The organism is Micromonospora sp. WMMD967, assembly GCF_029626165.1.
In the GTDB taxonomy this organism is placed as follows: Bacteria; Actinomycetota; Actinomycetes; order Mycobacteriales; family Micromonosporaceae; genus Micromonospora; species Micromonospora taraxaci.
This window is the reverse complement of the sequence record NZ_JARUBK010000001.1, coordinates 5062793-5083566: the sequence shown is the minus strand read 5'-3', so window position 1 is coordinate 5083566 and position 20774 is coordinate 5062793. Positions and strand designations below refer to the sequence as shown.

Below are 20774 nucleotides of genomic sequence, written 5' to 3'. Positions count from 1 at the left end.
CCCGTCGCCGCGCGCGTGCTCCGGCGACCCCGGCGTTCACCGCAGGGGTACGCGGGCCACCCCCGGCCCGGTCAGGCTGCCCAGCCAGAGGTGGTCGCCGTGCTGGCGTACCCCGGTGATCATCCGGTAGTGCCCGTTGGGGCCGTGCAGCGTCCGGCGGACCGTGCCCTCGCCGTCGACGAGCGCGACCAGCCCGTAGCGGCGGGGTTGCGGCTGCATCGCGTCGGGGAGCAACGCGGCGAGTTGGCGTAGCCGCGGATGCGGCAGCAGCCGCTCGGCGATCGGCACCCGTGGGCTGGGCAGCGCTATCCAGTACGTCCCGTCGCCCACGGCCGCGAGGTTGTCCGGGTACGCGGGCAGGTCGGCCAGAACCCGCACACCGCCGCCCAGTTCGACGCGGAGCAGGCGGTGGGCGCTGGTCTCCACGAGCATCACTGCCGACTCGTCCGGGGTCAGCGCGATCCCGTTGGGGAAGTACAGCCCGTCGGCCACCACCTCGGTGCGGCCGCTGTTCGGGTGGTGGGCCAGCACCCGGCCGTTGGGGCGATGCTCCAGCAGGTCGCGCTTCCAGTGTGAGACCGGGAATCGGTCGGAGGAGTCGGTGAAGTAGATCGTGCCGTCGCGGGCCACCGTCGCGTTGTTGGCCAGGTGCACCGGGGGCGCGGTGCCGGTCAGTTCGTGCACCGCGCCGTCGGGGGTGACCCGCAGCAACCCGCGGTACGCGTCGCAGACGACCAGCGCCGCATCGGACGGGTCCACCTCGATGCCGAGCGGTCGGCCACCGGTCTCGGCGAGCAGCCGTGGTCGGGTGCCGGCCGGCGCGTCGACCGGCCACCACCAGAGCCGCCCCTCCTCGTCGCCGCTGATCACCCGACCGGCGCCGTCGACCACCACGTCCTCCGGGCCGACTGCCCCCTCGGGGAGGGGCAGCAGATCGACGTGGTCGAGCCGACGGTCGGTGGGCGCCCATGCTCCGGTCAGCGCCGGAGGAACGGTCGCGGGCTCACGGACGGGGCGGATCAGCCGAGGCGGCCGTGGCCGGGGGACCAGCATCGACCTATTCTCCACCCCTCGGTGCCGGCCGCCGTCGACCGTCGCCTGCCCGGCGTGCCGACCACGAGGGCCGACGTGGCGGCGGGGCCGGCGGCCCAGCCGGCCGACCTGGGGGTGGTCACGTCCGGGGAGGGCCCCGAACCTCCACCCTTAGGGGGAGGAGTGCCACCTCCGGGTATGACCCTGGGCGTACCCGGAATCACTCCGCCGAGGGGCGAAACTGTCGGAGGTGCCGGCTAGATTTCTTGGCATGGAAGAGGACAGCGACCGGCTCGACGTGCAGGTCAGCGTGGGTGACCAGGTGGTCGTCATGCGCGTGGCGGGCGAGATCGACATCGCCACTGTGGCGGCGTTCCGGTCCGCGTTGTGGTCCGCGCCTGCTCGCCGGGTGCTTCAGCTGGAGTTGTCCGATCTGCGGCTGCTCTCCGCCGCTGGCGTTCGCACGCTGCTCGCCGCGCATCTGCGCGTCCGGGCCTGCGGTGGCGAGCTGGTCCTCGTCGACCCGAGCCCGGTGGTGGCGCGGGTGCTCCGTGCCAGCGGTCTGCACCGCGTGATGCCGATCCTGGAGCCGGCCAAGGTGATCGACGCCGCGCGTCTCACCGGAGGCACGACCGCACACCTGCAGTTGGCCGCCTGACCGGCGAGGGGTCGCCAGCATGAGCCGGCGACCCCGAGAATCGGTCAGCGCACGCCGAGCAGATCCACGACGAAGATCAGCGTCTCGCCGGGCTTGATGACACCGGCCGCGCCCCGGTCGCCGTACCCGAGGTGTGGCGGGATGGTCAGACGGCGACGGCCGCCGACGCGCATGCCGACGACGCCCTGGTCCCAGCCGGCGATGACCTGACCGCCGCCGAGCGGGAACTCGAACGTCTGGCCCCGGTTCCAGGACGAGTCGAACTCGCCGCCGGTGGAGTGCGACACGCCGACGTAGTGCACGCTGACCAGCTGGCCCGCCTCCGCCTGCGGGCCGTCGCCCACGGTGATGTCCTCGATCACGAGGTCGGCGGGCGGTGCACCCTCGATCGGACCCACCTCGGGCTTGCCGGATCGGGCGCCTGCTGCCTGGTTCATGCGGGGATCTCCTGCCGTTGCGGGTGATGTGTCCGGTCACCGTCGATCCTGCCGGATAGCACCTCACCGATGTGCGGCGGACCCGCCACCTGCTCGAACCCACACCCGCGCCGCCGTCGACAGCCATCGCGACGAGTGCGGCGCGAGAGGCCGGGGCGGTGGCGTCCGGGAACGGACCGGCGGGCGTCACCGGAGGTGGTGACGCCCGCTCGGCATGTCGTCGAGTGGTCAGCGCAGCCAGGGCAGCCGCTGGACGACGGGCAGCTTCGCCCACACCCGGCCGAGGCCCCAGGTGTCGCCGGCGTCGACCAGCGCGAGGACCGCCAGCACCGCGGCGTAGATCAGGTGGTCGTCCATGAAGGGGTTGTTCTCCGGAGGCAGGACGGCGGTCCACATCAGGACCAGCAGCAGCCCACCGGTCACGGCGGCGACCCGCACGCCGATGCCGAGCAGCAGGGCGACACCGATCCCGGCCAGGCCGACCATGAACAGCCAGTCCGCCCAGGCGGCACCCGCGATCCCGGTGTACACGTCCGTGAACGGGCCCGTCACCCCGAAGGTGAGGAAGCCCTTGGTGGGGCTGCCCCCGTTGATCCAGGCGTTCTTCGACTCGGTGGCCATCCCGAGGCCGAACATCTTGTCGACGAACGCCCAGAGGAAGATCCAGCCGAGCGCCAGTCGGAGGCCGGCGAGGATGTACCGGACGGCCCGCCCTCCAGTGGTGCCGTGCGCCGGAGCGGTGTTCTCGACGGTGACCCGGTCGGTCGTCGCGGTCATGGTCTCCACGTCCCTTCTCAGTCTCGCACCGCACTTCCCGGTGGCATCTCCAGTGGACGCTCACGGCGCCCTCGGCGGCAGGGCCGACAGACCGCGTCGGCATGGGACGTTGGACCCCTCCGGTCCGTCCGGCCGAGTTCGCGGGACCGCCGACGTCGGGTCGGTCGTTCGCCTAGGCTCGGGAACGGCCGGCCGGCGGGCGGGGTGACGGGCGCACCGTGGCCGATGCGGGAGGGCTTCGGTGGCGGAGGTGACAGTCCCGGTCCCGCCGTGGGCCTGGGCGGCGGTCGGCGCGGTGATCGCCGTGATGCTCGCCGTGGACGTTCTCCTGCACCGGGACAACCACGTCATCGAGCTACGCGAGGCGCTGCTGTGGAGCGCCGTCTGGATCGGCGCGGGCCTGCTGTTCGGGCTGGTCGTCTGGTGGGGGCTCGGCGGCGACCCGGCCATCGCCTACTTCTCCGGATACCTGCTGGAGAAGGCGCTCTCGGTGGACAACGTGTTCGTCTTCGCCCTGCTCTTCGGCTACTTCCAGGTGCCAGCCGGCTACCAGCACAAGGTGCTGTTCTGGGGAGTCGTGGGGGCGCTCGTCTTCCGTCTGCTGTTCATCCTCGCCGGTGCCCAGCTGCTGAACCGGCTCACCTGGGCCGGGTTCGTGCTCGGCGCGTTCCTGATCTGGACCGGCTGGCGGCTCGCCGTACGCGGAAAACCGGACGTCGACCCGGAACGCAACGTCGTGGTCCGGCTGTTCCGGAAGCTGGTGCACACCGACGCGCGCTACCACGGCGACCGGTTCACGGCCCGGGTGGCCGGCCGGCGGATGGCGACACTGCTGCTGGTGGCGCTCGTCGCCATCGAGGCCACCGACGTGGTGTTCGCCATCGACTCGGTGGCGGCGATCCTCGCCATCACCACCAACACCTTCCTGGTCTGGACAGCCACCGCGTTCGCCGTGCTGGGGCTGCGCAGCCTCTACTTCTGCCTCGCCGGCCTGCTCCGACACTTCGGTTACCTGCGGTACGGACTCGCGTTCCTGCTGGCCTTCGCCGGGCTGAAACTCATCCTCGCCGAGACGCCGGTGGGCAAACTACCGGTCTGGATGACCCTCGCGGTGGTGGTGCTGACCCTGGCGATCTCCATCGGCGCCAGCCTTCTGGCCGCGCGGCGTGCCCCGGCCGGCTGACGTGTCGGTTCAACCGGCCAGCACAGCTGGTCGGCCAGACGCGGGTCAGGGTGGGCCGGGCTCGATACGGGCGGTCACGTCGAGATGCGCGGGTGCGCAGCCGGCGGTCGTCGCGAACCGGCGGACCGCGGCGTCGACGTGCGCGCGTACGCCGTCGGCCCTCGCGTCGCCCGCCAGATCCAGCCGTATCCACACGTCGGGCCGCTGCGGCGCGCCGGTGAGCACCACCCGTGCGCGGCGCACCCCGCGGTCGCCGGTCGTCAGGTCCCGCTCCAGCGCGCCGACCAGCACGTCGGTGGTCAGGCGGGTACGACCGGGGCGGTGGCCGTGGTGGCTCAGCACGCCGCGTAGTGCCTGGCGGGGTCGGCGCAGCTCACCCGCCAGCAGGCGCTGCCCGGCGAGGGCGGCGACAACTCCGGTGGCGGCCGCGGCCAGGGTGCTCCACGGCGCGGCCAGTCGCCAGGCGTCGAGCAGGCCGGCGCCGAGCAGCGCCGCGTCCGCGTCGTCGGCGGGCGGGGCGCTGACGCTGATCCACATCGCTGCCGCTCCGAACGCCACCAGCACCAGCGCGACGATCGTCCACAGCAGGCGGTGTGCGGCGTCGGTCATGCCGGCCTCCGGCGCGGCAGCAGCCGGATCTCGATCCGGCCGGTGCGGGGCGCGGCGAGCCGCCGCAGCTCCTGGCGCACGGCGAACTCGACCTCCGCGTGCGCCGCGGGGTCGCCGGTGGCGTGGACGCTGGGATGCCACTGGTCACCGCGTCGCCGCACGCGCACCCGTGCCCGGCGCACGCCGGGCACGGTCCCGGCCGCGTCGGTCAGCCGGCGTTCCACGCACCGTCTGCGCAGGTGCCAGCCGTCCCGCTCGTCGACGCGCAGCCGGGACGGTGTCCAGCGGCGCAGTTGGGCGACCAGGATGACCAGACCCGACAGGATGGCCGCGCCGGCGCCGGTGCGGACGTCCGGGTCGTGCCACCGGGTGCTGGTCAATGCGTCGTACCAGCCGGTGCCGGCGAGCAGTGGTGCCGGGCGACCCAGTGTGACGAGTAGCGCCTGTACGGCCAGTAGCACCCCGCCGACCAGCAGCGCGACGGCCAGCAGCGACGAGGCGGCCCGGTTGACGATGCGCATGCCGGCCTCGGGGCGCCGAGCCGGTGGTCGTGGCTCGGCGTGGTGCGCCCCGGGGACGATCAGGTCGTCCACCGTGATGGTCACGGCGGCCACGGTGAGGCCGGTTCCGGCGGCCACCCGGTCGGCGACGGCGGTCCGGACCGCCTCGGTGACGGCGGGCACGCTGTACCCGTACGTGGTGACCAGGTGCAGGTCGAGCCCCACGCAGGTGTCGGCCAGCCGGACGGTGGCCGGGTGGGCGCCGGTGACGCCGGGCACCTGACGGGCCGCGTGGGCAGCGATCCGGGCGACGTCCGCCGTCTCGACGGCGCGCCGGTTCGGGGCGACCCGGGTGCCGGTGCCCGGGTTCCCGTTGGTGGTGCCGGCGTTCGGTGCGGTGCCGACCGTCGGAGCGGACGGACGGCCGGCCACGGGGCGCGGTGGAAGTCGATGGTGGCGTCCCGCTCGATCGGTGCGCGGGCGTCGGCGGATGGTCGGATCACCGGCGAGTCGAGGTCGACGGGCGCGCGGGTCGTCCCGGCGTGGGCGGGCGCCCCGACCGCTGCCGGTGCGGGTACCGAGCTGCTGTCGCGACATGCTGACCTCCCGGCCGGTCCGCTACCGGCGACCCCGCTGGATACACCCAACCGAGTCCCCGGGAACGCGGCTTGCCTGTGACCTCGGTCACAGGCTGCCTGCCCCGCCCTGTCCTGCCCTGCCCAGGGGCGTGATCCACACCAGGTCCCCGAAGTGGCGGTATCCCGCCCAGGTGATCGCGCCACTTCGCCGACCTCGTGTTGACCTTGCCCGCCGGGCGGCGGGCGCGGGCGTGGGTGCGGAGACCCGCGTGGTGAGGCACGCTTCGCCCCCCGGAGCCTTCGTGCGCGTTTCGAGGGCCGGTGATCAGTATCGCCGAGTAGCGGGCGGGCGGCGAGCCCGAACCGGGCGTGCCACCGAGGCGTACGCCATGATCGACCGCCTAGACTCGGCCCGGCTCGACCGACCGGCGGATGGATCAGGCAGATGACGAGCATCGGCAGCGACGACCGCGGCTGGCTGCGGACGGTATCCGCCGAGAGCGGACGCGACACGCCGCTCAGTCGCGCCGGCCAGCGGATCCAGACGAACCGCAGGCTCAGTGACCTGGTCCAGGGCCGGCCGCCCGGTGTCACCGGCAGCCAGTGGAGTTCGGCCAGCCGCGCCAGCTTCGACTTCGTGGTCCGCTCGGCCGACACCGGCCGTGCGGTCGTCGCCGTGGAGATCGGCCCGGTCGCGGCCCCCGGCTCGGCGGAGCAGCGTGCCGAGCGACTGAAGGACGCGGTGAGCGAGGCCGTCGGCCTGCCCGTGCTGCGAATCGGTTCTCCGACGTTGCGGGCGGCCGAGCACGGGCGCCGCCTCGTGGAGTACGTGATCGACGCGCGCGCCTACGCCGCGGGCAGCGCCGTGGTGGCCGCCTCCGACGACGAACCGGTCCCGACGGGTTTCCGGGACATCCTCGGCCGGTTGCCGGACGGTCGTACCGGAGCGGTCAACGACCTCGGTGCGCTGACCCGCGCGGCGGTGGTGGAGGCCTACGTGGCCGGGCGGGTGGCCGACCCGATCGTGCGAGGGCTGCACGTCCGCTGGGCGGACGGGCCCGCGCAGGGGTGGAGTTGGGTGCAGGTCCGCCCCGACGCGTGCCTCGTCGAGCGGGTCTCGGTAACCGAACACCGCTTCTCCTGCGGGATCGACCCGGCCCGGCTGGCGGAGGATCTCGCCACTGTCGCCGTCGGGGAGCGACTGCGGGAAGACGCGGTCGCCGAGCTGGTGCCGCGCGCCGAGTTGACCGCGCAGATCGTCGCGCTGGGTCGACGTCGCGACGAACTGGTCGGCGGGTTCGCCTTCGACCACCTCTGCGCCGACTGACGCCACACCCGTTCCACCTGCTGATTCACCGCTCCGCCCCGCCTCCGTGTCGGGTCGCGGCAATTTCCTGTGAACTGGTTGAACCTTCTCGGTCGCCGCCCCGTACTCCTGCGCGAATGAACAGGATCTCCCCACTCGCGTCGTCGGGACCCGGGGGACGGTGTGGAAAGGGCATCGTCGGCCATCGACGCATTACCGGGTAGGTCACGGTGCTCGCCGCCGTGGCGTGCCATCTTACATCCGTCGGTCCGCCGAGGGCAGGAATCCACAACCGGATCGAGAAGGAGAGCAATTCGATGCGCAGGTCCACTCGGGCGCGCCGGTCACCCGGCAACGCGCGGAGCAAGCGTCTGTTGGCCGTTGTCGGCACGCTCGCTGTGTTCGGCGGAGTCGTCGCCGTGACCCAGATTTCGTCGGCCCAGGACCGGCGGACCAATAAGCCCCGCCCGGCCGCTGGGCAGTGCGTGGAACCGAGCCCGGGCGCGACCGCGCCGACCGGCGACGGTTCCACCAGCCGCACCTGGCAGAACGGTCGGTGGGTGCGCAACCACTGGGGTGACGGGCAGCAGTCGGTCCCCGAGTGTGAGGACGGAAAGGACGGCACGGTCGGCACCGGCACGGCCATCGCCTGCCCGGACGTGACGGCCAAGCTGCCGCAGGTGCCGGACCGGGCGCGGGCCGAGGTGGACCGCAACCTCGCCCAGTTGCAGGCGCAGATCGCCGAGGCGGACCGCCGTCTCGCCGCCGAGGGCAACAAGGGTGAGGCGTTCATCCGCAACGCGATCCTGCAACCGTTGGCCGGCAAGCGGCGCGCGGTGCTGGACCGGATCACGACCGCCATCGACCGTGTCGGCCCCCGGCCGCAGGGTCTCGCCGAACTCGCCCCGTGCACGGTGCAGCCGACCAACAACGGTGGCGGCAACAACGGCGGCGGCAGCACCCCTGCCCCCACCACCAGCACCGGCGGCAACAACGGTGGCGGCAACGCCCCCGGCGCCGGTCTCGGCGTGCTGGCCAACGACTGCGACGAGAGCCGCCTCCAGCCGCACGACGGCTTCCAGAACGGCAACCGCTGCGTGAGCACCGAGTTCGGTGAGGTCGGCGCCGCCGCGAACAACCCGTCGCTGCTGATCACCCAGTTCCCCCAGCAGGTGGGCCAGAACCAGGCCTTCACCCTGCGGGTCAGCACCCGCAACCTGGTCCGCGACCGCTTCCTGGCGGCCGGTCAGGGCGGCTACTACGTGGAGAGCTCGCTGCTCAACGCCCAGGGTCTGGTCCGGGGTCACTTCCACACCGCGTGCCGGATGCTGGACAGCCTGACCACCCCGCCGGAGCCGCAGGAGGTGCCTGCGTTCTTCGTCGCGACCGAGGACGGTCGCGGTGGGGCCCAGCCCGACGAGGTGACCATCCAGGTTCCGGGCCTGCCGGAGTCGGGCACCGCGCAGTGCTCCGTCTGGGCCGGTGACGGCTCGCACCGTCTGCCGATGATGGAGCGGGCCAACCAGACCCCGGCGTTCGACTCGGTGCGCATCACCGTCAACTGACCGGACGTACCAACGGCGGCCGGTCACCCGGGGCGACAACCCCCGGGTGACCGGCCGCCGCGTCGTCGGGGTCACCCGGACACAACGACGGGGCCCCGCCGTTTCCGGCAGGGCCCCGTCGTCGACTCGCGCGTCAGCGGCTCTTGTACGCCTCGACGACCTCGACCGGGATCCGGCCCCGTTCGGAAATCTTGTAGCCGTTCTTGACGGCCCATTCCCGGATTGCTCGGTTCTGCTCGCGATCCATTCCCGCGCCGGCGGGTCGCCCCGGACGCCGGACCGAGCGTGCGCTCTCGACCGGGCCGCGCCCGATCCGCCGACCCGCATTGATGTACGGATCCAGCGCCTTGCGAAGGACGCCGGCATTCTCGTCCGACACGTCGATCGTGTAGGCGACGCCGTCGAGACTGAACTCGACCGTCCGATCGGCCTTCCCACCGTCGAGGTCGTCGGTCAGGACCGTGATTACTTTTCTCGCCATTGCCGATTACTCCCTGTGTGCGGCGGGATGTGTCCAAAGTCTGACCTATCACCCCCGGAATCCGCAACAATACGCGTCCTATTCATTCGGCGCGTCGTGATTCCGTTACCGAGCAAAACCGGGAATCGGGGCGGATGAAGTGGCCTCATTCGCCGAGAAGGCCGGTGTGCCCGGCGATGGCGGCGGCCTCCGCCCGGTTGGAAACCCGCAACTTGCGCAGCAACGCGGCGGTCATTCGTTTCACCGTCCGCTCCGAGACATGCAGTTCGTCGGCGATGTCGACGGTGTTGCGGCCGGAGGCGATCGCCCGCAGCAGCCGACGTTCCTCGCCGTCCAGGTCGACGGGCGTCGCGTGGGCGGGGCGCAGCATCGCGTGCAGCAGCGCGCCCGGGAGGACCGCCCACCCGTCGAGGACGGCCCGCAACGGGGGCAGCAGTGCCTCCGGTTCGCTGGTCTTCGGCAGGAACCCCTCGGCGCCGGCCCGCAGCGCCTCCATCGCCGGTGCCGGGTCGGTGGAACCCGACATCGCGACCACGCGTATCCGGGGGGTGGTCCGTCGGATCGCTGCCACCGCCCGGATGCCACCCGGCGGCGGCATGTGCAGATCGACCAGGGCCAGGTCGGGCTGGCAGCGGCTGACCAGCGCCGCCGCGGCGGCGGCGTCGCCGGTGGAGGCGACCACCTCGGCCCGGCCGTCGGTGGTGATGGGGAGCAGCAGTTCGAGCCCGCGGACGAAGAGCGGGTGATCGTCCACGACGACGATTCGCATGGTGGAGGCTCCCGGCATGTCTGCGCCGTTCCCCAGCGGGTACCGATCATGCGGGTACGCACCGAACGAGGGGAGTCGGGTGGATGCGCGCACACCGCGGTTTGCAGGGCCTGCTGCGAGGGTTGCGCCGGATCGAGCCCGCTTCGGGTGACCTGCGAGCACCGGTGGCCGATCCGGAGTTGCTGCTGCGGGTGTTGTGCCACGAGTTCCGTACACCGATCAGCACCCTGACCTCGCTGACCCGGGCGTTGGCCGACGAGCACCGCGAGCTGAGCGGCGCCGACCGGCGGGCGATCACCGAGCTGGCCCGCGACCAGGCCGCCCATTTGCAGAGCCTGCTGCGCGACGCCACGGCCGGCACCGGTGCGCTGGCGTTGACCCTCCAACCGGAGCCGACGGTCGCGCTGGCGGGCATCCTGCGGGAGGCCGCCGCGCTGGTGCCGGTCGGCCGGCGGCGGGTGCGGGCCACCCGGGCCGCGGGATCCTGCCCGGTGGCGGCCGGACGGACCCGCCAGGTGCTCGTCAACCTGGTGGAGAACGCGCTGCGGCACGGGCCGTCGCAGGGGCAGGTCGGGCTCTACGCCACGGTGCGCGGCCCCGGCCTGAGCGTGCTGGTGACCGACGAGGGCCGCGTCGACGACGCGCTGCTGGCCGCGCTGCGCCGCCCGGCGCCGGCACACGGGATGTCCGGGTTGGGGCTGTGGATCGTCCGGCAGCTCGTCGCGGTGGACGGGGGAGCGCTGCGGGCGCACCGGTTGCAGCCGCGCGGCACGGCGCTGGAGGTGCTGCTGCCGGTGCGCTGACCCCGCCGGGACACGAATTGGCCCGGCCGGGTCACCGGTACGGGAAGGGCTGCCCTGCCAATTCCCGTACCGAGGGGGCCAGATGTTCAGTCATGTCAAGGATTTGCAGTTCGAGGCCAAACCGGACGGCCCGGACGCCGCGTTCGCCCGTCGCCTGCAGGAGGTGCTGGGCGGCAAGTGGGGCGAGATGACAGTCGCCAACCAGTACCTCTTCCAGGGGTGGAACTGCCGGCTGCCCGGCAAGTACAAGGATCTGTTGCTCGACGTCGGCACCGAGGAGATGGGCCACGTCGAGATGATCTGCACGATGATCACCCGGTTGTTGGACAGCGCGCCGTTGTCGCTGTCGGAGGGCATCGCGGAGGATCCCGGCGGGGCGGCGATCTACGCCGGCTCGAACCCGGCGCACTTCATCCACGCCGGGGCCGGGGCGTTGCCCGCCGACTCCAGCGGGGTGCCGTGGAACGGCGCGTACGTCACCGCCAGCGGCAACCTGCTGGCCGACTTCCAGCTCAACGTGACAGCGGAGGCGCAGGGTCGGCTCCAGGTCGCCCGGTTGTTCCACATGACCGACGACCCGGGCGTCAAGCAGATGCTGCGCTTCCTGCTGGCCCGCGACACCATGCACCAGAACATGTGGCTGGCCGCTATCGAGCAGCTCAAGGAGGACGGGCTGGAGGACATGCCGGTGCCGGAGGCGTTCCCGGACTCCGGCGACCTCACCGAGGAGTACGCCTACACGTACCTCGGGTTCTCCTCGGGCACCGACGCGGCGCAGAGCAGCTGGGCGTCCGGACCGTCGCCGGACGGCAAAGGCGAGTTCCGGTACGACGACAACCCGCGTGCGACCGCCCCGGAGCCGGTGCTGCCGCCGGGAGATCCCCGGCTCTACGGCACCAACCCGGGGGTGACCGGCTCGATCGCGAACACGGTAAAGAGCAAGCTCACCTGAGGTGTCCGGTCGGGTCGCCCCGCTGTCCGGGGCGACCCGCCGGACCGGCGGCAAAGTGGTCTGGGTCACAAGCCGGAACAAGGGGAACGCTTTGTTACTTGAGCCAGACACGCTCAAGTCAACCTGATGGCAGGTGTTCCATGGCAACTCTTCCGGTACTCCCACTGACCGACGCCGTGCTGCTGCCCGGGATGGTCATCCCGGTGACCCTCGACCCGTCCACCCAGGCCGCCATCGACGCCGCCCGCGCGACCGGCGACCGCAAGCTGCTCGCCGTGCCCCGGATCGACGGCGAGTACGGCCCCGTCGGCGTGATCGCCACCATCGAGAAGGTTGGCCGGCTGCCCGAGGGCGAGCCCGCCGCCGTCATCCGTGGCCTGTCCCGGGCCCGAATCGGCTCCGGCGTCCCCGGCCCCGGCGCGGCGCTCTGGGTCGAGGCGTCCGAACTCGACGAACCCGCGTACGCCGGCAAGGCCCGCGAACTCGCCCGCGAGTACCGCGCCCTGGTGACCTCGGTCCTGCAACAGCGGGGCGCCTGGCAGGTCATCGACGCGGTGGAGCGGATGACCGACCTCTCCGAGTTGGCCGACTCGGCCGGTTACGCGCCCTGGCTGACCCTGGAGCAGAAGACCGAGCTGCTCGCCGCGCCGGACGTCACCTCCCGACTGGAGCTGCTGGTCGGCTGGGTGAAGGACTACCTGGCCGAGCAGGAGGTCACCGAGCAGATCAACAGTGACGTCCGCGAGGGGCTGGAGAAGTCCCAGCGGGAGTTCCTGCTGCGTCAGCAGCTCGCCGCGATCCGCAAGGAGCTGGGCGAGGACGAGCCGGACGGTTCGGCCGACTACCGGTCCCGGGTCGAGTCCGCCGAGCTGCCGGAGAAGGTCCGCGAGGCGGCCATGCGCGAGGTCGGCAAGCTGGAGCGGGCCAGCGACGCCTCCCCGGAGGCGGGTTGGATCCGCACCTGGCTGGACACCGTGCTCGAAATGCCGTGGGGTACGCGTACCCAGGACAACACCGACCTGGCCGCGGCCCGGGCGGTGCTCGACGCCGACCACGCCGGCCTGGCCGACGTGAAGGACCGCATCCTGGAGTACCTGGCGGTGCGCAACCGGCGTGCCGAGCGCAACCTCGGCGTGGTCGGCGGACGAGGCTCCGGCGCGGTGCTCGCCCTCGCCGGCCCTCCCGGGGTCGGCAAGACCAGCCTCGGCGAATCCGTGGCGCGGGCGCTCGGCCGCAACTTCGTCCGGGTGTCCCTCGGTGGTGTCCGCGACGAGGCGGAGATCCGCGGTCACCGGCGCACCTACGTGGGTGCGCTGCCCGGCCGGATCGTCCGTGCCCTGCGCGAGGCCGGCTCGATGAACCCGGTCGTGCTCCTCGACGAGGTGGACAAGCTGGCCGCCGGCTACGCCGGTGACCCCGCCGCCGCCCTGCTGGAGGTGCTCGACCCGGCGCAGAACCACACCTTCCGGGACCACTACCTGGAGGTCGACCTCGACCTGTCCGACGTGCTCTTCCTGGCCACCGCCAACGTGGTGGAGTCCATCCCCGGCCCGCTGCTGGACCGGATGGAACTGGTCATGCTGGACGGCTACACCGAGGACGAGAAGGTCGCCATCGCCCGGGACCACCTGCTGCCGCGGCAGCGGGAGCGGGCCGGGTTGACCGCCGACGAGGTGCAGATCGCCGACGAGGCGCTCGCGCTGATCGCCGGGGAGTACACCCGCGAGGCCGGTGTCCGGCAGCTCGAACGGGGCCTGGCGAAGATCCTGCGCAAGGTGGCGGTGACGTTGGCGACCGACCCGTCGCCGGTACGCGTCGACACCGACAACCTCACCGGCTACCTGGGGCGACCGAAGTTCACCCCGGAGTCGGCCGAGCGCACGGCGGTGCCCGGCGTGGCGACCGGCCTCGCCGTCACCGGCGCCGGCGGGGACGTGCTCTTCATCGAGGCGACCAGCATGGAGGGCGAGCCGGGGCTGACCCTGACCGGCCAGCTCGGCGACGTGATGAAGGAGTCGGCGCACATCGCGCTGTCGTACCTGCGCTCCAACGGGCGACGGTTCGGCATCGACCCGAACGCCCTGGCCGGGCGACGGATCCACGTCCACTTCCCGGCGGGCGCGGTTCCCAAGGACGGCCCGAGCGCCGGCATCACCATGGTCACGGCCCTGGCGTCGCTGGTCACCGGCCGCCCGGTCCGTCCCGAGTTCGGGATGACCGGCGAGGTGACGCTCTCCGGCCGGGTGCTGCCGATCGGCGGGGTGAAGCAGAAGCTGCTCGCCGCGCACCGGGCCGGCCTCACCGAGGTGATCATCCCGGCGCGCAACGAGCCCGACCTGGACGACCTGCCGACCGAGGTGCGTGAGGCGCTGACCGTGCACACCCTGGCCGACGTGGCCGACGTGCTCGCTCTGGCACTGACCCCGGCCGACGTCCCGGCCCTGGACGGACCGGCGCTCTTCGTCTCCTGACCCTGCGACCGCGACGACCCCCGCCGTTCCCGTGACGGCGGGGGTCGTCGCCGTCCGCGCGCCGGGCGCTAACGTCTCGCCTGACGCTCCCCGACACCTCTCCGCCGCGAGGCGGTGCCCCCGGAGGTAAACCCCGTGAACCTGGTGCTCTGGATCATCCAGATCCTGCTCGCCGCTGTCTTCGCCGGCGCCGGCCTGGCCAAGCTGACCCAGCCCAAGGACAAGCTGCGCGAGATGATGCGATGGGTGGACCCGGTCCCGCCGTCGCAGGTCAAGGCCCTCGGCGCGGTCGAGGTGCTGGCCGCCCTCGGGCTCGTGCTGCCCGCGCTCACCGGCATCGCCACAGTGCTCACCCCGTTGGCAGCCGTCGGGCTGGTCATCGTCATGATCGGCGGCTTCCTGGTGCACCTGCGTGACCGGAAGAAGCGCGAGACGGCGGCCGAGCGTCGGCTGGAGGTGCAGGGCGCGATCACCTGCGCGGTGCTGCTGGTGCTCGCCGTCGTGGTGGCCTGGGGTCGCTTCGGGCCGTACTCCTTCTGATCCCCGGCGCCGGCGACCGTCGTACCCCGGCGGTCGCCGGCGTCGTGCTCAGCGCTCGTCGCCCCCACGGTCGCGGCGCACTGTCGCCTTGCGGCCCTTGATCGTGCTCTGCCGCAGCCCGGAGATCACCTCGTCGGCCACCCCCTGCGGCACCTCCACCAGGGAGAACCGGTCGGCGATCTCGATCGAGCCGATGTCCCGGCCGCGAATCCCGGTCTCGCCGGTGATCGCGCCGACCAGGTCCTGGGGGCGCACCCCCGCGCGCCGGCCCAGGCCGACGAAGACCTGGACGGTGTTGCCGCCACCGGAACGTGGACGACCCCCGCCCCGCCGGTCGCCACCCCGGCCACCGGACTCCGGTCGACCCTCGCGGGGACCGCGCACCGGGACCTGCGGGATCTCCTCCTCGTCGTCGGAGCCGGGCGACGTCACCTCGTGGGCCAGCTTCACGGCGGCGAGGGCGACCTCCATCAGGTCGAACTCGTCGGTGAGCGTCTCCACGATCACCCGGTACGGGTCGAGGTCGTCCTCCAGCAGGCTCTCCCGCAGCGCCGCCTGGGTCAGCTCCAACCGGCGGGTACGCATGTCCGCCACGGTGGGGATCTTGTCGATGGTGATCCGCTGGCCGGTCACCCGCTCGATGGTCTTGAGCATCCGGTGTTCACGCGGCTCGGCGAGGGTGATCGCCACACCTTCGCGGCCGGCCCGGCCCACCCGGCCGATCCGGTGCACGTACGACTCCGGGGCGGACGGCACGTCGTAGTTGACGACGTGGGTGAGCTGCTCGACGTCCAACCCCCGGGCCGCGACGTCGGTGGCCACCAGCAGATCGGCGGTGCCCGCCCGCAGCCGGCCCATGACCCGGTCGCGCTGCTCCTGGCTCATGCCACCGTGCAACGCCTCGGAGCGGTAGCCCCGGCCGTTCATCGTCTCGGTCAGCCGGTCGACCTCCTCCCGGCTGCGGCAGAACACGATCGCGGCGGTGGGCGACTCGACGTCCAGCACCCGACCCAGTGCGGCCGGCTTGTGCGCCCGGGTCACGATGTACGCGCTCTGCCGCACCCGGGGCGCCTCACCCGCGACCGGCTGCTCCCGACCGATCTCGATCCGGACCGGATCGCTGAGGTGCTGCCGGGCCATCCCGTCGATGCGCGACGGCATGGTGGCGGAGAAGAGAACCGTCTGCCGCTGCGCCGGAGCGTGTTCCAGGATCGCCTCGATGTCCTCGGCGAAGCCCATGTCGAGCATCTCGTCGGCCTCGTCGAGCACCACCGTGGTCAACCCACCGAGGCGCAGGGTGCCCCGGGCGATGTGGTCGAGAGCGCGTCCCGGGGTCGCCACCACCACGTCCACGCCGCTGTCGAGTGCCCGCAGCTGCCGTCCGATCGGCTGCCCGCCGTAGATCGGCAGCACCCGGGCGCCCAGGTCCTTGCCGTAGCGGTGGAACGCCTCGGAGACCTGCACCGCCAGCTCACGCGTCGGCACCAACACCAGCGCCACCGGGTCACCGCCACGACGGTGGGCCGTCATGAGGTTCAGCAGGGGGAGCGCGAACGCCGCCGTCTTGCCGGTGCCGGTGGCCGCCTGACCCAGCAGGTCCCGACCCTGAAGCAGCGGTGGGATCGCCTCCCGCTGGATGGGTGTGGGCTCCTCGTAGCCGAGGGCGGACAGCGCGCCCAGCAGTTCGGCGCGCAGCCCGAGCTCGGTGAAGGCGTTCACCTCGTCGGTGCCGGCGGGGGTGGCGTCGGACGGTGCGTCGTGCTGTGCAGGTGCGGAACTCATGTGCCAAGCCTTTCATCACGCCGTCCGGGCCGCTGCGCCGACCGCCACATGAGCGCGACAGGCGCCCCACCGGCGGTGGTCGCGGTCAGGCGGGGCTGCTCAGGATCGCCAGGATCATCACCGCGGCGAGGATCGCGTCGAGCACCCCGCAGAACTCGGTGTAGCCGCGCGGCACCACCCGGCCGGACCGATGGTGCGCCAGGTCCCATCCGGCGTGCGCCAGCCAGCCGAGCGCCACCAGCCACTCGGCGCTCCGCCCGCCGACCACGACCGCGACCAGCGTCAGGGCGCCCCAGACGGCGAGACCGACGAGCTGGGTGGCGAGCACACCCGGACCACCCAGCGTGCGCCGGAACAGGCCGATCAGCAGGTAGCCGCCCGGCAGCACCAGCATCGTCCACGGGCTGAGCACCCCCGGGGCGAACCACATGTCCGCAGTCACCAGCAGCGCCAGCCCGGTCGGCCAGCGGCGGGCGAGCGCCACCACGGCCGGGTGTCGACGGATCACCGCCGGCGACTCGTGCCGATGTCGCACCGCCACCAGCACCATCGCCGGCACCATCAGCAGATGGCCGCCGAGCAGCAGGCCGTCGGCGTCGAGCAGGCCGGCCCAGTACGGCACGAAGAGCAGCAGGAACGGGACGTACATGGCGGCGGCCATCTCGCCCACCCCACGCCAGTGGTGCGCCCGGTAGCGCATCCACACCGTCATCCCGGCGGTCATGGTGGTGGCCATCACCAGCGCGGCCACCTCCGGGCGGGCCAGCGCGCCGGTCGCCCCCAGAACCGCACCGACCATCTCGACCAGCGGTCCGAGCAGCAGCATCCCGGCGACCATCGCCAGCGCCATCTCGCCGAGATGCCACAGCAGCCGTCGCGTACCGCCGGCCGGCGTCACGTCGGTCCGCGTCGCGCCCGTGGGCGCCGGCTGGTCCGTCGTCAGCGGCCCGGGCGACGGTACGCGGGCGGCGCGGTCGGCGTACATCCGTGTGTTTTCCATGTCTTGACAGTGCCGGCGCTGCGGCCCGGCGGGCAGACGCGTCCGTCACCGGATATTCATGCGCGTCGCACGGTCCGACCGTGACAATTCGCATGGGTGGACCGGGCGGCGAGCGGTCCTAGGATCGACGCGTGACGAGCGAGGCGGCGACCCCCCGGGCGGACCGCCGGCTGCTCCGGGCCCGGCGGGCGACGTTGCTGTCGCTGGCCGTCGGGATGTGGGCGACCGTCCTGCTCCCGGCAGCCGGCCTGAGCCGTGAGCCGGACGTCGGCCGCGTCGCGCTCGGCGCGGTCGGCATCCTCGCCTTCGCGGCCACCCAGACCGCCGTGTTGTACGCGGCGGTCACCCCCTGGCTCGCGCAGCGGTGGCGACGGCGCGCCCAGCTCGGCCTGGCCGTCGTCGCGGTACTGACCGTGCCGTTGGTGGCGCCGGTCGCGGCCGGGGTCTGGCCGACCTGGGCGTGGCTCGGCGCCTCCCTGGTCGGGATGGCCCCGTTGGTGGTCCGCCTTCCCGGAGCGCTGGCGGTCACCGCCGGCACCCTCCTGGTGTCGGCGGCGGTGGCCTGGTGGACGGGCGGATCGGTGGGGCGTTCCCTGGCGGTGACGGGCGGGGTCGGGGTGGGCGTGGCGGCGGTCAACAGGTTCCAGGTCTGGTTCTGGGACCTGCTGGTGGAGGCCCGGCAGGGACAGGCCGCCCAGGGCAGGTTGGCCGCCGCCGAGGAGCGGCTGCGCTTCGCCCGCGACGTGCACGACCTGCTGGGGCACAGTCTCACGGTGATCGCGCTGAAGGCCGAACTCGCCGCGCGGCTCGCACCGGTCGACCCGGTTCGGGCCGGTCGGGAGGCCGCCGAGGTGCAGCGGCTCGCCGCGTCCGCGCTCGCCGAGGTCCGCGAGAGCGTGCACGGCTACCGCGCTGTCGACCTCGGCGAGCAGGTGGCCGCCGTGGCGGAGGTGCTCCGGTCGTGCGGAGTGCGCTGCACGGTGCCGTCGCCACCGGTGGACCTGCCGCAGCCGGCCGCGACCGAACTGGCGGCGGTGCTACGCGAGGCGGGCACCAACGTGCTGCGGCACAGCCGCGCCGACTGGTGTCGGATCCACATCGACCGGGAGGGGAACGTGGCCAGGATGACGGTGGTCAACGACGGCGCCGACGAGAGCGGCCCGGACGAGCACAGCCACGGCCTGCGGGGTCTGGCCGACCGGCTGGCCGCGGCCGGGGGAGAGCTGCGGACACGTCGCCAGGACGCGGTGTTCACCGTCGAGGCCACAGTGCCGGTGCCGTCGTGATCCGCGTCCTGCTGGCCGACGACGAGGACCTGATCCGGGTGGCGGTCGCCGCGCTGCTCGGCCTCGAACCGGACATCGACGTGGTGGCCCACGCCGCCGACGGGCCGACGGCGGTCACCGCGACGATCGCGCACCGCCCGGACGTCGCCGTGGTGGACCTGGAGATGCCCGGCCTGGACGGCATCGCCGTCGCCGCCGAGCTGGCCCGCGTCCATCCGGAGTGCGCGGTGGTCGTGTTGACCGGGCACGGCCGCCCGGGGCACCTCCGCCAGGCGTTGACCGCCGGTGCGCGAGGCTTCGTGCCGAAGGGCTCGCCCGGCGGGGCGCTCGCCGACGTGATCCGCCGGGTGCACGCCGGCGGCCGGTACGTCGACCCGTCGCTGGCCGCCGACGCGCTGACCCTGCCGGCGTGCCCGCTCACGCCTCGGGAGTTGGAGACGCTGCGGCTGGCCGAGTTCGGCGCACCGGTGGCGGTGATCGCCCGTCGGGTGCACCTGTCCACCGGCACGGTCCGCAACCACCTGTCGGCGGCCGTCCAGAAACTCGGTGCCGCCGACCGGGCCGAGGCGGTCCGTGCCGCCCGGGACAACGGCTGGCTCTGATCCGCTCGATCCACGTGTCGTCCGACACGTAGATCTTGGACAGTTTCCGTTTCGAGCGAACGGAAAGTGTCCAAGATTGGGACCGGGGACCGGGGCGGCGGACCGGTCTGGCGTTCGGTCGGCGAACCGTCCCGTTAGCGTGTCGGAGTGCGAACGGTGGAACTGGTCTGCTCGCCCGGGTTGGAGACCGCGATCCGGTCGATCTGGGTGCGGCTGGCGGCGGCGGGGCTGCCCAGCCTGGCCCGCAACGTCCACCCGACCAACCGGCCGCACCTCACCCTCGCCGCGGTGGACGATCTTCCACCCGGCGTCGCGCGCCGTCTGGCCGGGTTGTTCGAGGACGCGCTGCCGGTGCCGGTCACCCTCGACCGCGTCGTGGTTCTCGACGGCAGCGCTCCGTTGGTCTGGCTCGTCCGACCCACGCCCGCGCTGACCGCGCTGCACACGGCCGTCTGGGACGTCCTCGCCGACACCGAGGGACAGCGCCCGTGGCACGCGCCGGGTGCGTGGGTGCCGCACCTGAGCCTGGCGCTCCGGTTCCGCAACGCGGACCTACGGCTGGCCCGGGCCGTCGCGGGCGGGCAGCGCCCGACGGGCTCGTTCGACGGCGCCCGCAGCTACGACGGCACGGACCGGACGGTGTCCCCGCTGACCCGGCTCCGCTTAGGTCGTCGCGGTGCCGGGGGGTGATGGCGTCATGAGTGCTACCGAGGGCCGGACGATGGCTGAGTTGGCCGCGCTGCTGGCCGACGGCACCCGGGCCGGCATCTGCGTCGCGCTGCTCGACGGTCGGGCGTGGACCGCCGGGGAACTCGCCCGCCGTGCCGGGGTCGCGCCGTCCACGGCCAGCGACCACCTCACCCGGCTGGTGCGGGGCGGGCTGCTCGTGGAGGAACGGCAGGGCCGGCACCGCTACCTGCGGCTGGCCGGGCCGTCGGTGGCCGAGCTGATCGAGCGACTGGCCGGCCACGCCCCGGCCCCACCCGCGCCCACCGGCTCGCTGCGCGCGGCGAGCGCCGGTGCCGCCCTGACGTACGCCCGGACCTGCTACGACCACCTGGCCGGGCGGCTCGGCGTGCTGATGTACGACGCGCTGGTGGCCGACGGGCGGCTGGACCGGTCCAGCGGGTTGGCGTTGACCGCGCACGGGTGGGCGTGGGCGACCGACCTGGGCGTACCCGTGCCGGCGCTGTCCACCGGCCGACGTCCGGTGGTCCGCGACTGCCTGGACTGGACCGAGCGCCGCCCGCACCTGGCCGGAGCGCTCGGCGCGGCGCTGCGCCGCCGCTTCGCCGACCTGGGCTGGATCACCCAGGGCACCGGCCGGGCGGTCCGCCTGACGCCGACCGGGCGCACCGCCCTGGCCGCGACCCTGTCCGTCCCCGAGGACACCCTCGCACCCACTCCGAGCCCGTCACCCGCCAGCGGACGTGCCTGAGGCGC

At 73.0% G+C, this 20774-nt stretch carries 21 protein-coding genes; 12 read left to right on the top strand and 9 right to left on the bottom strand.

Annotation, left to right across the window (positions count from 1 at the left end; genetic code table 11):
- Positions 1 to 36: 36 nt before the first annotated feature.
- Complete coding sequence (locus O7631_RS23055) at positions 37 to 1053, bottom strand: SMP-30/gluconolactonase/LRE family protein (RefSeq protein WP_278146132.1); 1017 nt, start codon at positions 1051 to 1053, stop codon at positions 37 to 39.
- Between the two features lie 250 nt (positions 1054 to 1303).
- Between O7631_RS23055 and O7631_RS23050 the strand changes: the two genes are divergently transcribed.
- Entirely contained in the window at positions 1304 to 1690 is a 387-nt protein-coding gene (locus O7631_RS23050) for an STAS domain-containing protein (RefSeq protein ID WP_278146131.1), read from the top strand.
- A 44-nt stretch (positions 1691 to 1734) separates the two neighbouring features.
- On the opposite strand, the gene O7631_RS23045 is transcribed toward O7631_RS23050, so the two are convergent.
- Both O7631_RS23045 and O7631_RS23040 read right to left on the bottom strand, forming a co-directional pair.
- A complete protein-coding gene (locus tag O7631_RS23045) occupies positions 1735 to 2127 on the bottom strand; it encodes an FKBP-type peptidyl-prolyl cis-trans isomerase (protein ID WP_278146130.1) in 393 nt (130 codons plus the stop codon).
- A 228-nt stretch (positions 2128 to 2355) separates the two neighbouring features.
- Positions 2356 to 2904 (bottom strand): hypothetical protein, encoded by a 549-nt coding sequence (locus tag O7631_RS23040; RefSeq protein ID WP_278146129.1) that lies wholly within the window; start codon positions 2902 to 2904, stop codon positions 2356 to 2358.
- Positions 2905 to 3154: 250 nt separating this feature from the next.
- Between O7631_RS23040 and O7631_RS23035 the strand changes: the two genes are divergently transcribed.
- The gene (locus O7631_RS23035; RefSeq protein WP_278146128.1) at positions 3155 to 4087 is read left to right on the top strand and encodes a TerC family protein; all 933 of its coding nucleotides are present in this window, start codon (positions 3155 to 3157) and stop codon (positions 4085 to 4087) included.
- 45 nt (positions 4088 to 4132) lie between these two features.
- Here O7631_RS23035 and O7631_RS23030 read toward each other — a convergent pair whose 3' ends face one another.
- Both O7631_RS23030 and O7631_RS23025 read right to left on the bottom strand, forming a co-directional pair.
- Positions 4133 to 4696 (bottom strand): hypothetical protein, encoded by a 564-nt coding sequence (locus O7631_RS23030; RefSeq protein WP_278146127.1) that lies wholly within the window; start codon positions 4694 to 4696, stop codon positions 4133 to 4135.
- Positions 4693 to 5793: an Asp23/Gls24 family envelope stress response protein gene (locus O7631_RS23025; RefSeq protein ID WP_278146126.1), complete on the bottom strand. Its 1101-nt coding sequence runs from the start codon at positions 5791 to 5793 to the stop codon at positions 4693 to 4695. The genes O7631_RS23030 and O7631_RS23025 overlap by 4 nt, the downstream gene beginning before the upstream one ends.
- A gap of 426 nt (positions 5794 to 6219) precedes the next feature.
- Between O7631_RS23025 and O7631_RS23020 the strand changes: the two genes are divergently transcribed.
- Entirely contained in the window at positions 6220 to 7101 is an 882-nt protein-coding gene (locus tag O7631_RS23020; RefSeq protein ID WP_278146125.1) for a DUF2726 domain-containing protein, read from the top strand.
- A gap of 296 nt (positions 7102 to 7397) precedes the next feature.
- Positions 7398 to 8645 (top strand): hypothetical protein, encoded by a 1248-nt coding sequence (locus O7631_RS23015; protein WP_278146124.1) that lies wholly within the window; start codon positions 7398 to 7400, stop codon positions 8643 to 8645.
- A gap of 133 nt (positions 8646 to 8778) precedes the next feature.
- Here the strand turns inward: O7631_RS23015 and O7631_RS23010 are convergent, their stop codons facing one another.
- Positions 8779 to 9126: an Lsr2 family protein gene (locus tag O7631_RS23010; RefSeq protein WP_088989485.1), complete on the bottom strand. Its 348-nt coding sequence runs from the start codon at positions 9124 to 9126 to the stop codon at positions 8779 to 8781.
- 145 nt (positions 9127 to 9271) lie between these two features.
- Positions 9272 to 9895: a response regulator transcription factor gene (locus tag O7631_RS23005; RefSeq protein ID WP_278146123.1), complete on the bottom strand. Its 624-nt coding sequence runs from the start codon at positions 9893 to 9895 to the stop codon at positions 9272 to 9274.
- 83 nt (positions 9896 to 9978) lie between these two features.
- Here O7631_RS23005 and O7631_RS23000 point away from each other — a divergent pair, with 83 nt between their 5' ends.
- From O7631_RS23000 to O7631_RS22985, 4 genes are all read left to right on the top strand, one after another.
- Complete coding sequence (locus O7631_RS23000; RefSeq protein ID WP_278146122.1) at positions 9979 to 10698, top strand: HAMP domain-containing sensor histidine kinase; 720 nt, start codon at positions 9979 to 9981, stop codon at positions 10696 to 10698.
- Positions 10699 to 10780: 82 nt separating this feature from the next.
- Positions 10781 to 11650, top strand: a complete 870-nt coding sequence (locus O7631_RS22995) for a manganese catalase family protein (RefSeq protein ID WP_278146121.1) — start codon at positions 10781 to 10783, stop codon at positions 11648 to 11650.
- A gap of 140 nt (positions 11651 to 11790) precedes the next feature.
- Positions 11791 to 14121 (top strand): endopeptidase La, encoded by a 2331-nt coding sequence (gene lon, locus O7631_RS22990; protein ID WP_278146120.1) that lies wholly within the window; start codon positions 11791 to 11793, stop codon positions 14119 to 14121.
- Between the two features lie 135 nt (positions 14122 to 14256).
- Entirely contained in the window at positions 14257 to 14661 is a 405-nt protein-coding gene (locus O7631_RS22985) for a DoxX family protein (RefSeq protein ID WP_278146119.1), read from the top strand.
- Between the two features lie 48 nt (positions 14662 to 14709).
- On the opposite strand, the gene O7631_RS22980 is transcribed toward O7631_RS22985, so the two are convergent.
- A complete protein-coding gene (locus O7631_RS22980; RefSeq protein ID WP_278146118.1) occupies positions 14710 to 16443 on the bottom strand; it encodes a DEAD/DEAH box helicase in 1734 nt (577 codons plus the stop codon).
- 85 nt (positions 16444 to 16528) lie between these two features.
- Positions 16529 to 17443 carry a hypothetical protein gene (locus tag O7631_RS22975; protein WP_278146117.1) on the bottom strand — a complete coding sequence of 305 codons (915 nt, stop codon included), beginning with the start codon at positions 17441 to 17443 and terminating at the stop codon, positions 16529 to 16531.
- Positions 17444 to 17574: 131 nt separating this feature from the next.
- Here O7631_RS22975 and O7631_RS22970 point away from each other — a divergent pair, with 131 nt between their 5' ends.
- From O7631_RS22970 to O7631_RS22955, 4 genes are all read left to right on the top strand, one after another.
- Positions 17575 to 18729: a histidine kinase gene (locus tag O7631_RS22970; protein WP_278146116.1), complete on the top strand. Its 1155-nt coding sequence runs from the start codon at positions 17575 to 17577 to the stop codon at positions 18727 to 18729.
- Positions 18726 to 19331, top strand: a complete 606-nt coding sequence (locus O7631_RS22965) for a response regulator transcription factor (protein ID WP_278146115.1) — start codon at positions 18726 to 18728, stop codon at positions 19329 to 19331. The genes O7631_RS22970 and O7631_RS22965 overlap by 4 nt, the downstream gene beginning before the upstream one ends.
- A 147-nt stretch (positions 19332 to 19478) precedes the next feature.
- Positions 19479 to 20021: a 2'-5' RNA ligase family protein gene (locus O7631_RS22960; RefSeq protein ID WP_278146114.1), complete on the top strand. Its 543-nt coding sequence runs from the start codon at positions 19479 to 19481 to the stop codon at positions 20019 to 20021.
- Between the two features lie 7 nt (positions 20022 to 20028).
- Positions 20029 to 20769, top strand: a complete 741-nt coding sequence (locus tag O7631_RS22955) for a winged helix-turn-helix domain-containing protein (protein WP_278146113.1) — start codon at positions 20029 to 20031, stop codon at positions 20767 to 20769.
- Positions 20770 to 20774 lie beyond the last annotated feature (5 nt).

Bases quoted from the DNA above. Each gene is read 5' to 3' on its own strand.
- O7631_RS23040 (WP_278146129.1), bottom strand. From the start codon at position 2,904: ATGACCGCGACGACCGACCGGGTCACCGTCGAGAACACCGCTCCGGCG.
- O7631_RS23025 (WP_278146126.1), bottom strand. From the start codon at position 5,793: ATGTCGCGACAGCAGCTCGGTACCCGCACCGGCAGCGGTCGGGGCGCC.
- O7631_RS23000 (WP_278146122.1), top strand. From the start codon at position 9,979: ATGCGCGCACACCGCGGTTTGCAGGGCCTGCTGCGAGGGTTGCGCCGG.
- O7631_RS23010 (WP_088989485.1), bottom strand. From the start codon at position 9,126: ATGGCGAGAAAAGTAATCACGGTCCTGACCGACGACCTCGACGGTGGG.
- O7631_RS23045 (WP_278146130.1), bottom strand. From the start codon at position 2,127: ATGAACCAGGCAGCAGGCGCCCGATCCGGCAAGCCCGAGGTGGGTCCG.
- O7631_RS23050 (WP_278146131.1), top strand. From the start codon at position 1,304: ATGGAAGAGGACAGCGACCGGCTCGACGTGCAGGTCAGCGTGGGTGAC.
- O7631_RS22980 (WP_278146118.1), bottom strand. From the start codon at position 16,443: ATGAGTTCCGCACCTGCACAGCACGACGCACCGTCCGACGCCACCCCC.
- O7631_RS23015 (WP_278146124.1), top strand. From the start codon at position 7,398: ATGCGCAGGTCCACTCGGGCGCGCCGGTCACCCGGCAACGCGCGGAGC.
- lon (WP_278146120.1), top strand. From the start codon at position 11,791: ATGGCAACTCTTCCGGTACTCCCACTGACCGACGCCGTGCTGCTGCCC.
- O7631_RS23005 (WP_278146123.1), bottom strand. From the start codon at position 9,895: ATGCGAATCGTCGTCGTGGACGATCACCCGCTCTTCGTCCGCGGGCTC.
- O7631_RS22975 (WP_278146117.1), bottom strand. From the start codon at position 17,443: ATGGAAAACACACGGATGTACGCCGACCGCGCCGCCCGCGTACCGTCG.
- O7631_RS23055 (WP_278146132.1), bottom strand. From the start codon at position 1,053: ATGCTGGTCCCCCGGCCACGGCCGCCTCGGCTGATCCGCCCCGTCCGT.
- O7631_RS22995 (WP_278146121.1), top strand. From the start codon at position 10,781: ATGTTCAGTCATGTCAAGGATTTGCAGTTCGAGGCCAAACCGGACGGC.
- O7631_RS23030 (WP_278146127.1), bottom strand. From the start codon at position 4,696: ATGACCGACGCCGCACACCGCCTGCTGTGGACGATCGTCGCGCTGGTG.
- O7631_RS22955 (WP_278146113.1), top strand. From the start codon at position 20,029: ATGAGTGCTACCGAGGGCCGGACGATGGCTGAGTTGGCCGCGCTGCTG.
- O7631_RS23020 (WP_278146125.1), top strand. From the start codon at position 6,220: ATGACGAGCATCGGCAGCGACGACCGCGGCTGGCTGCGGACGGTATCC.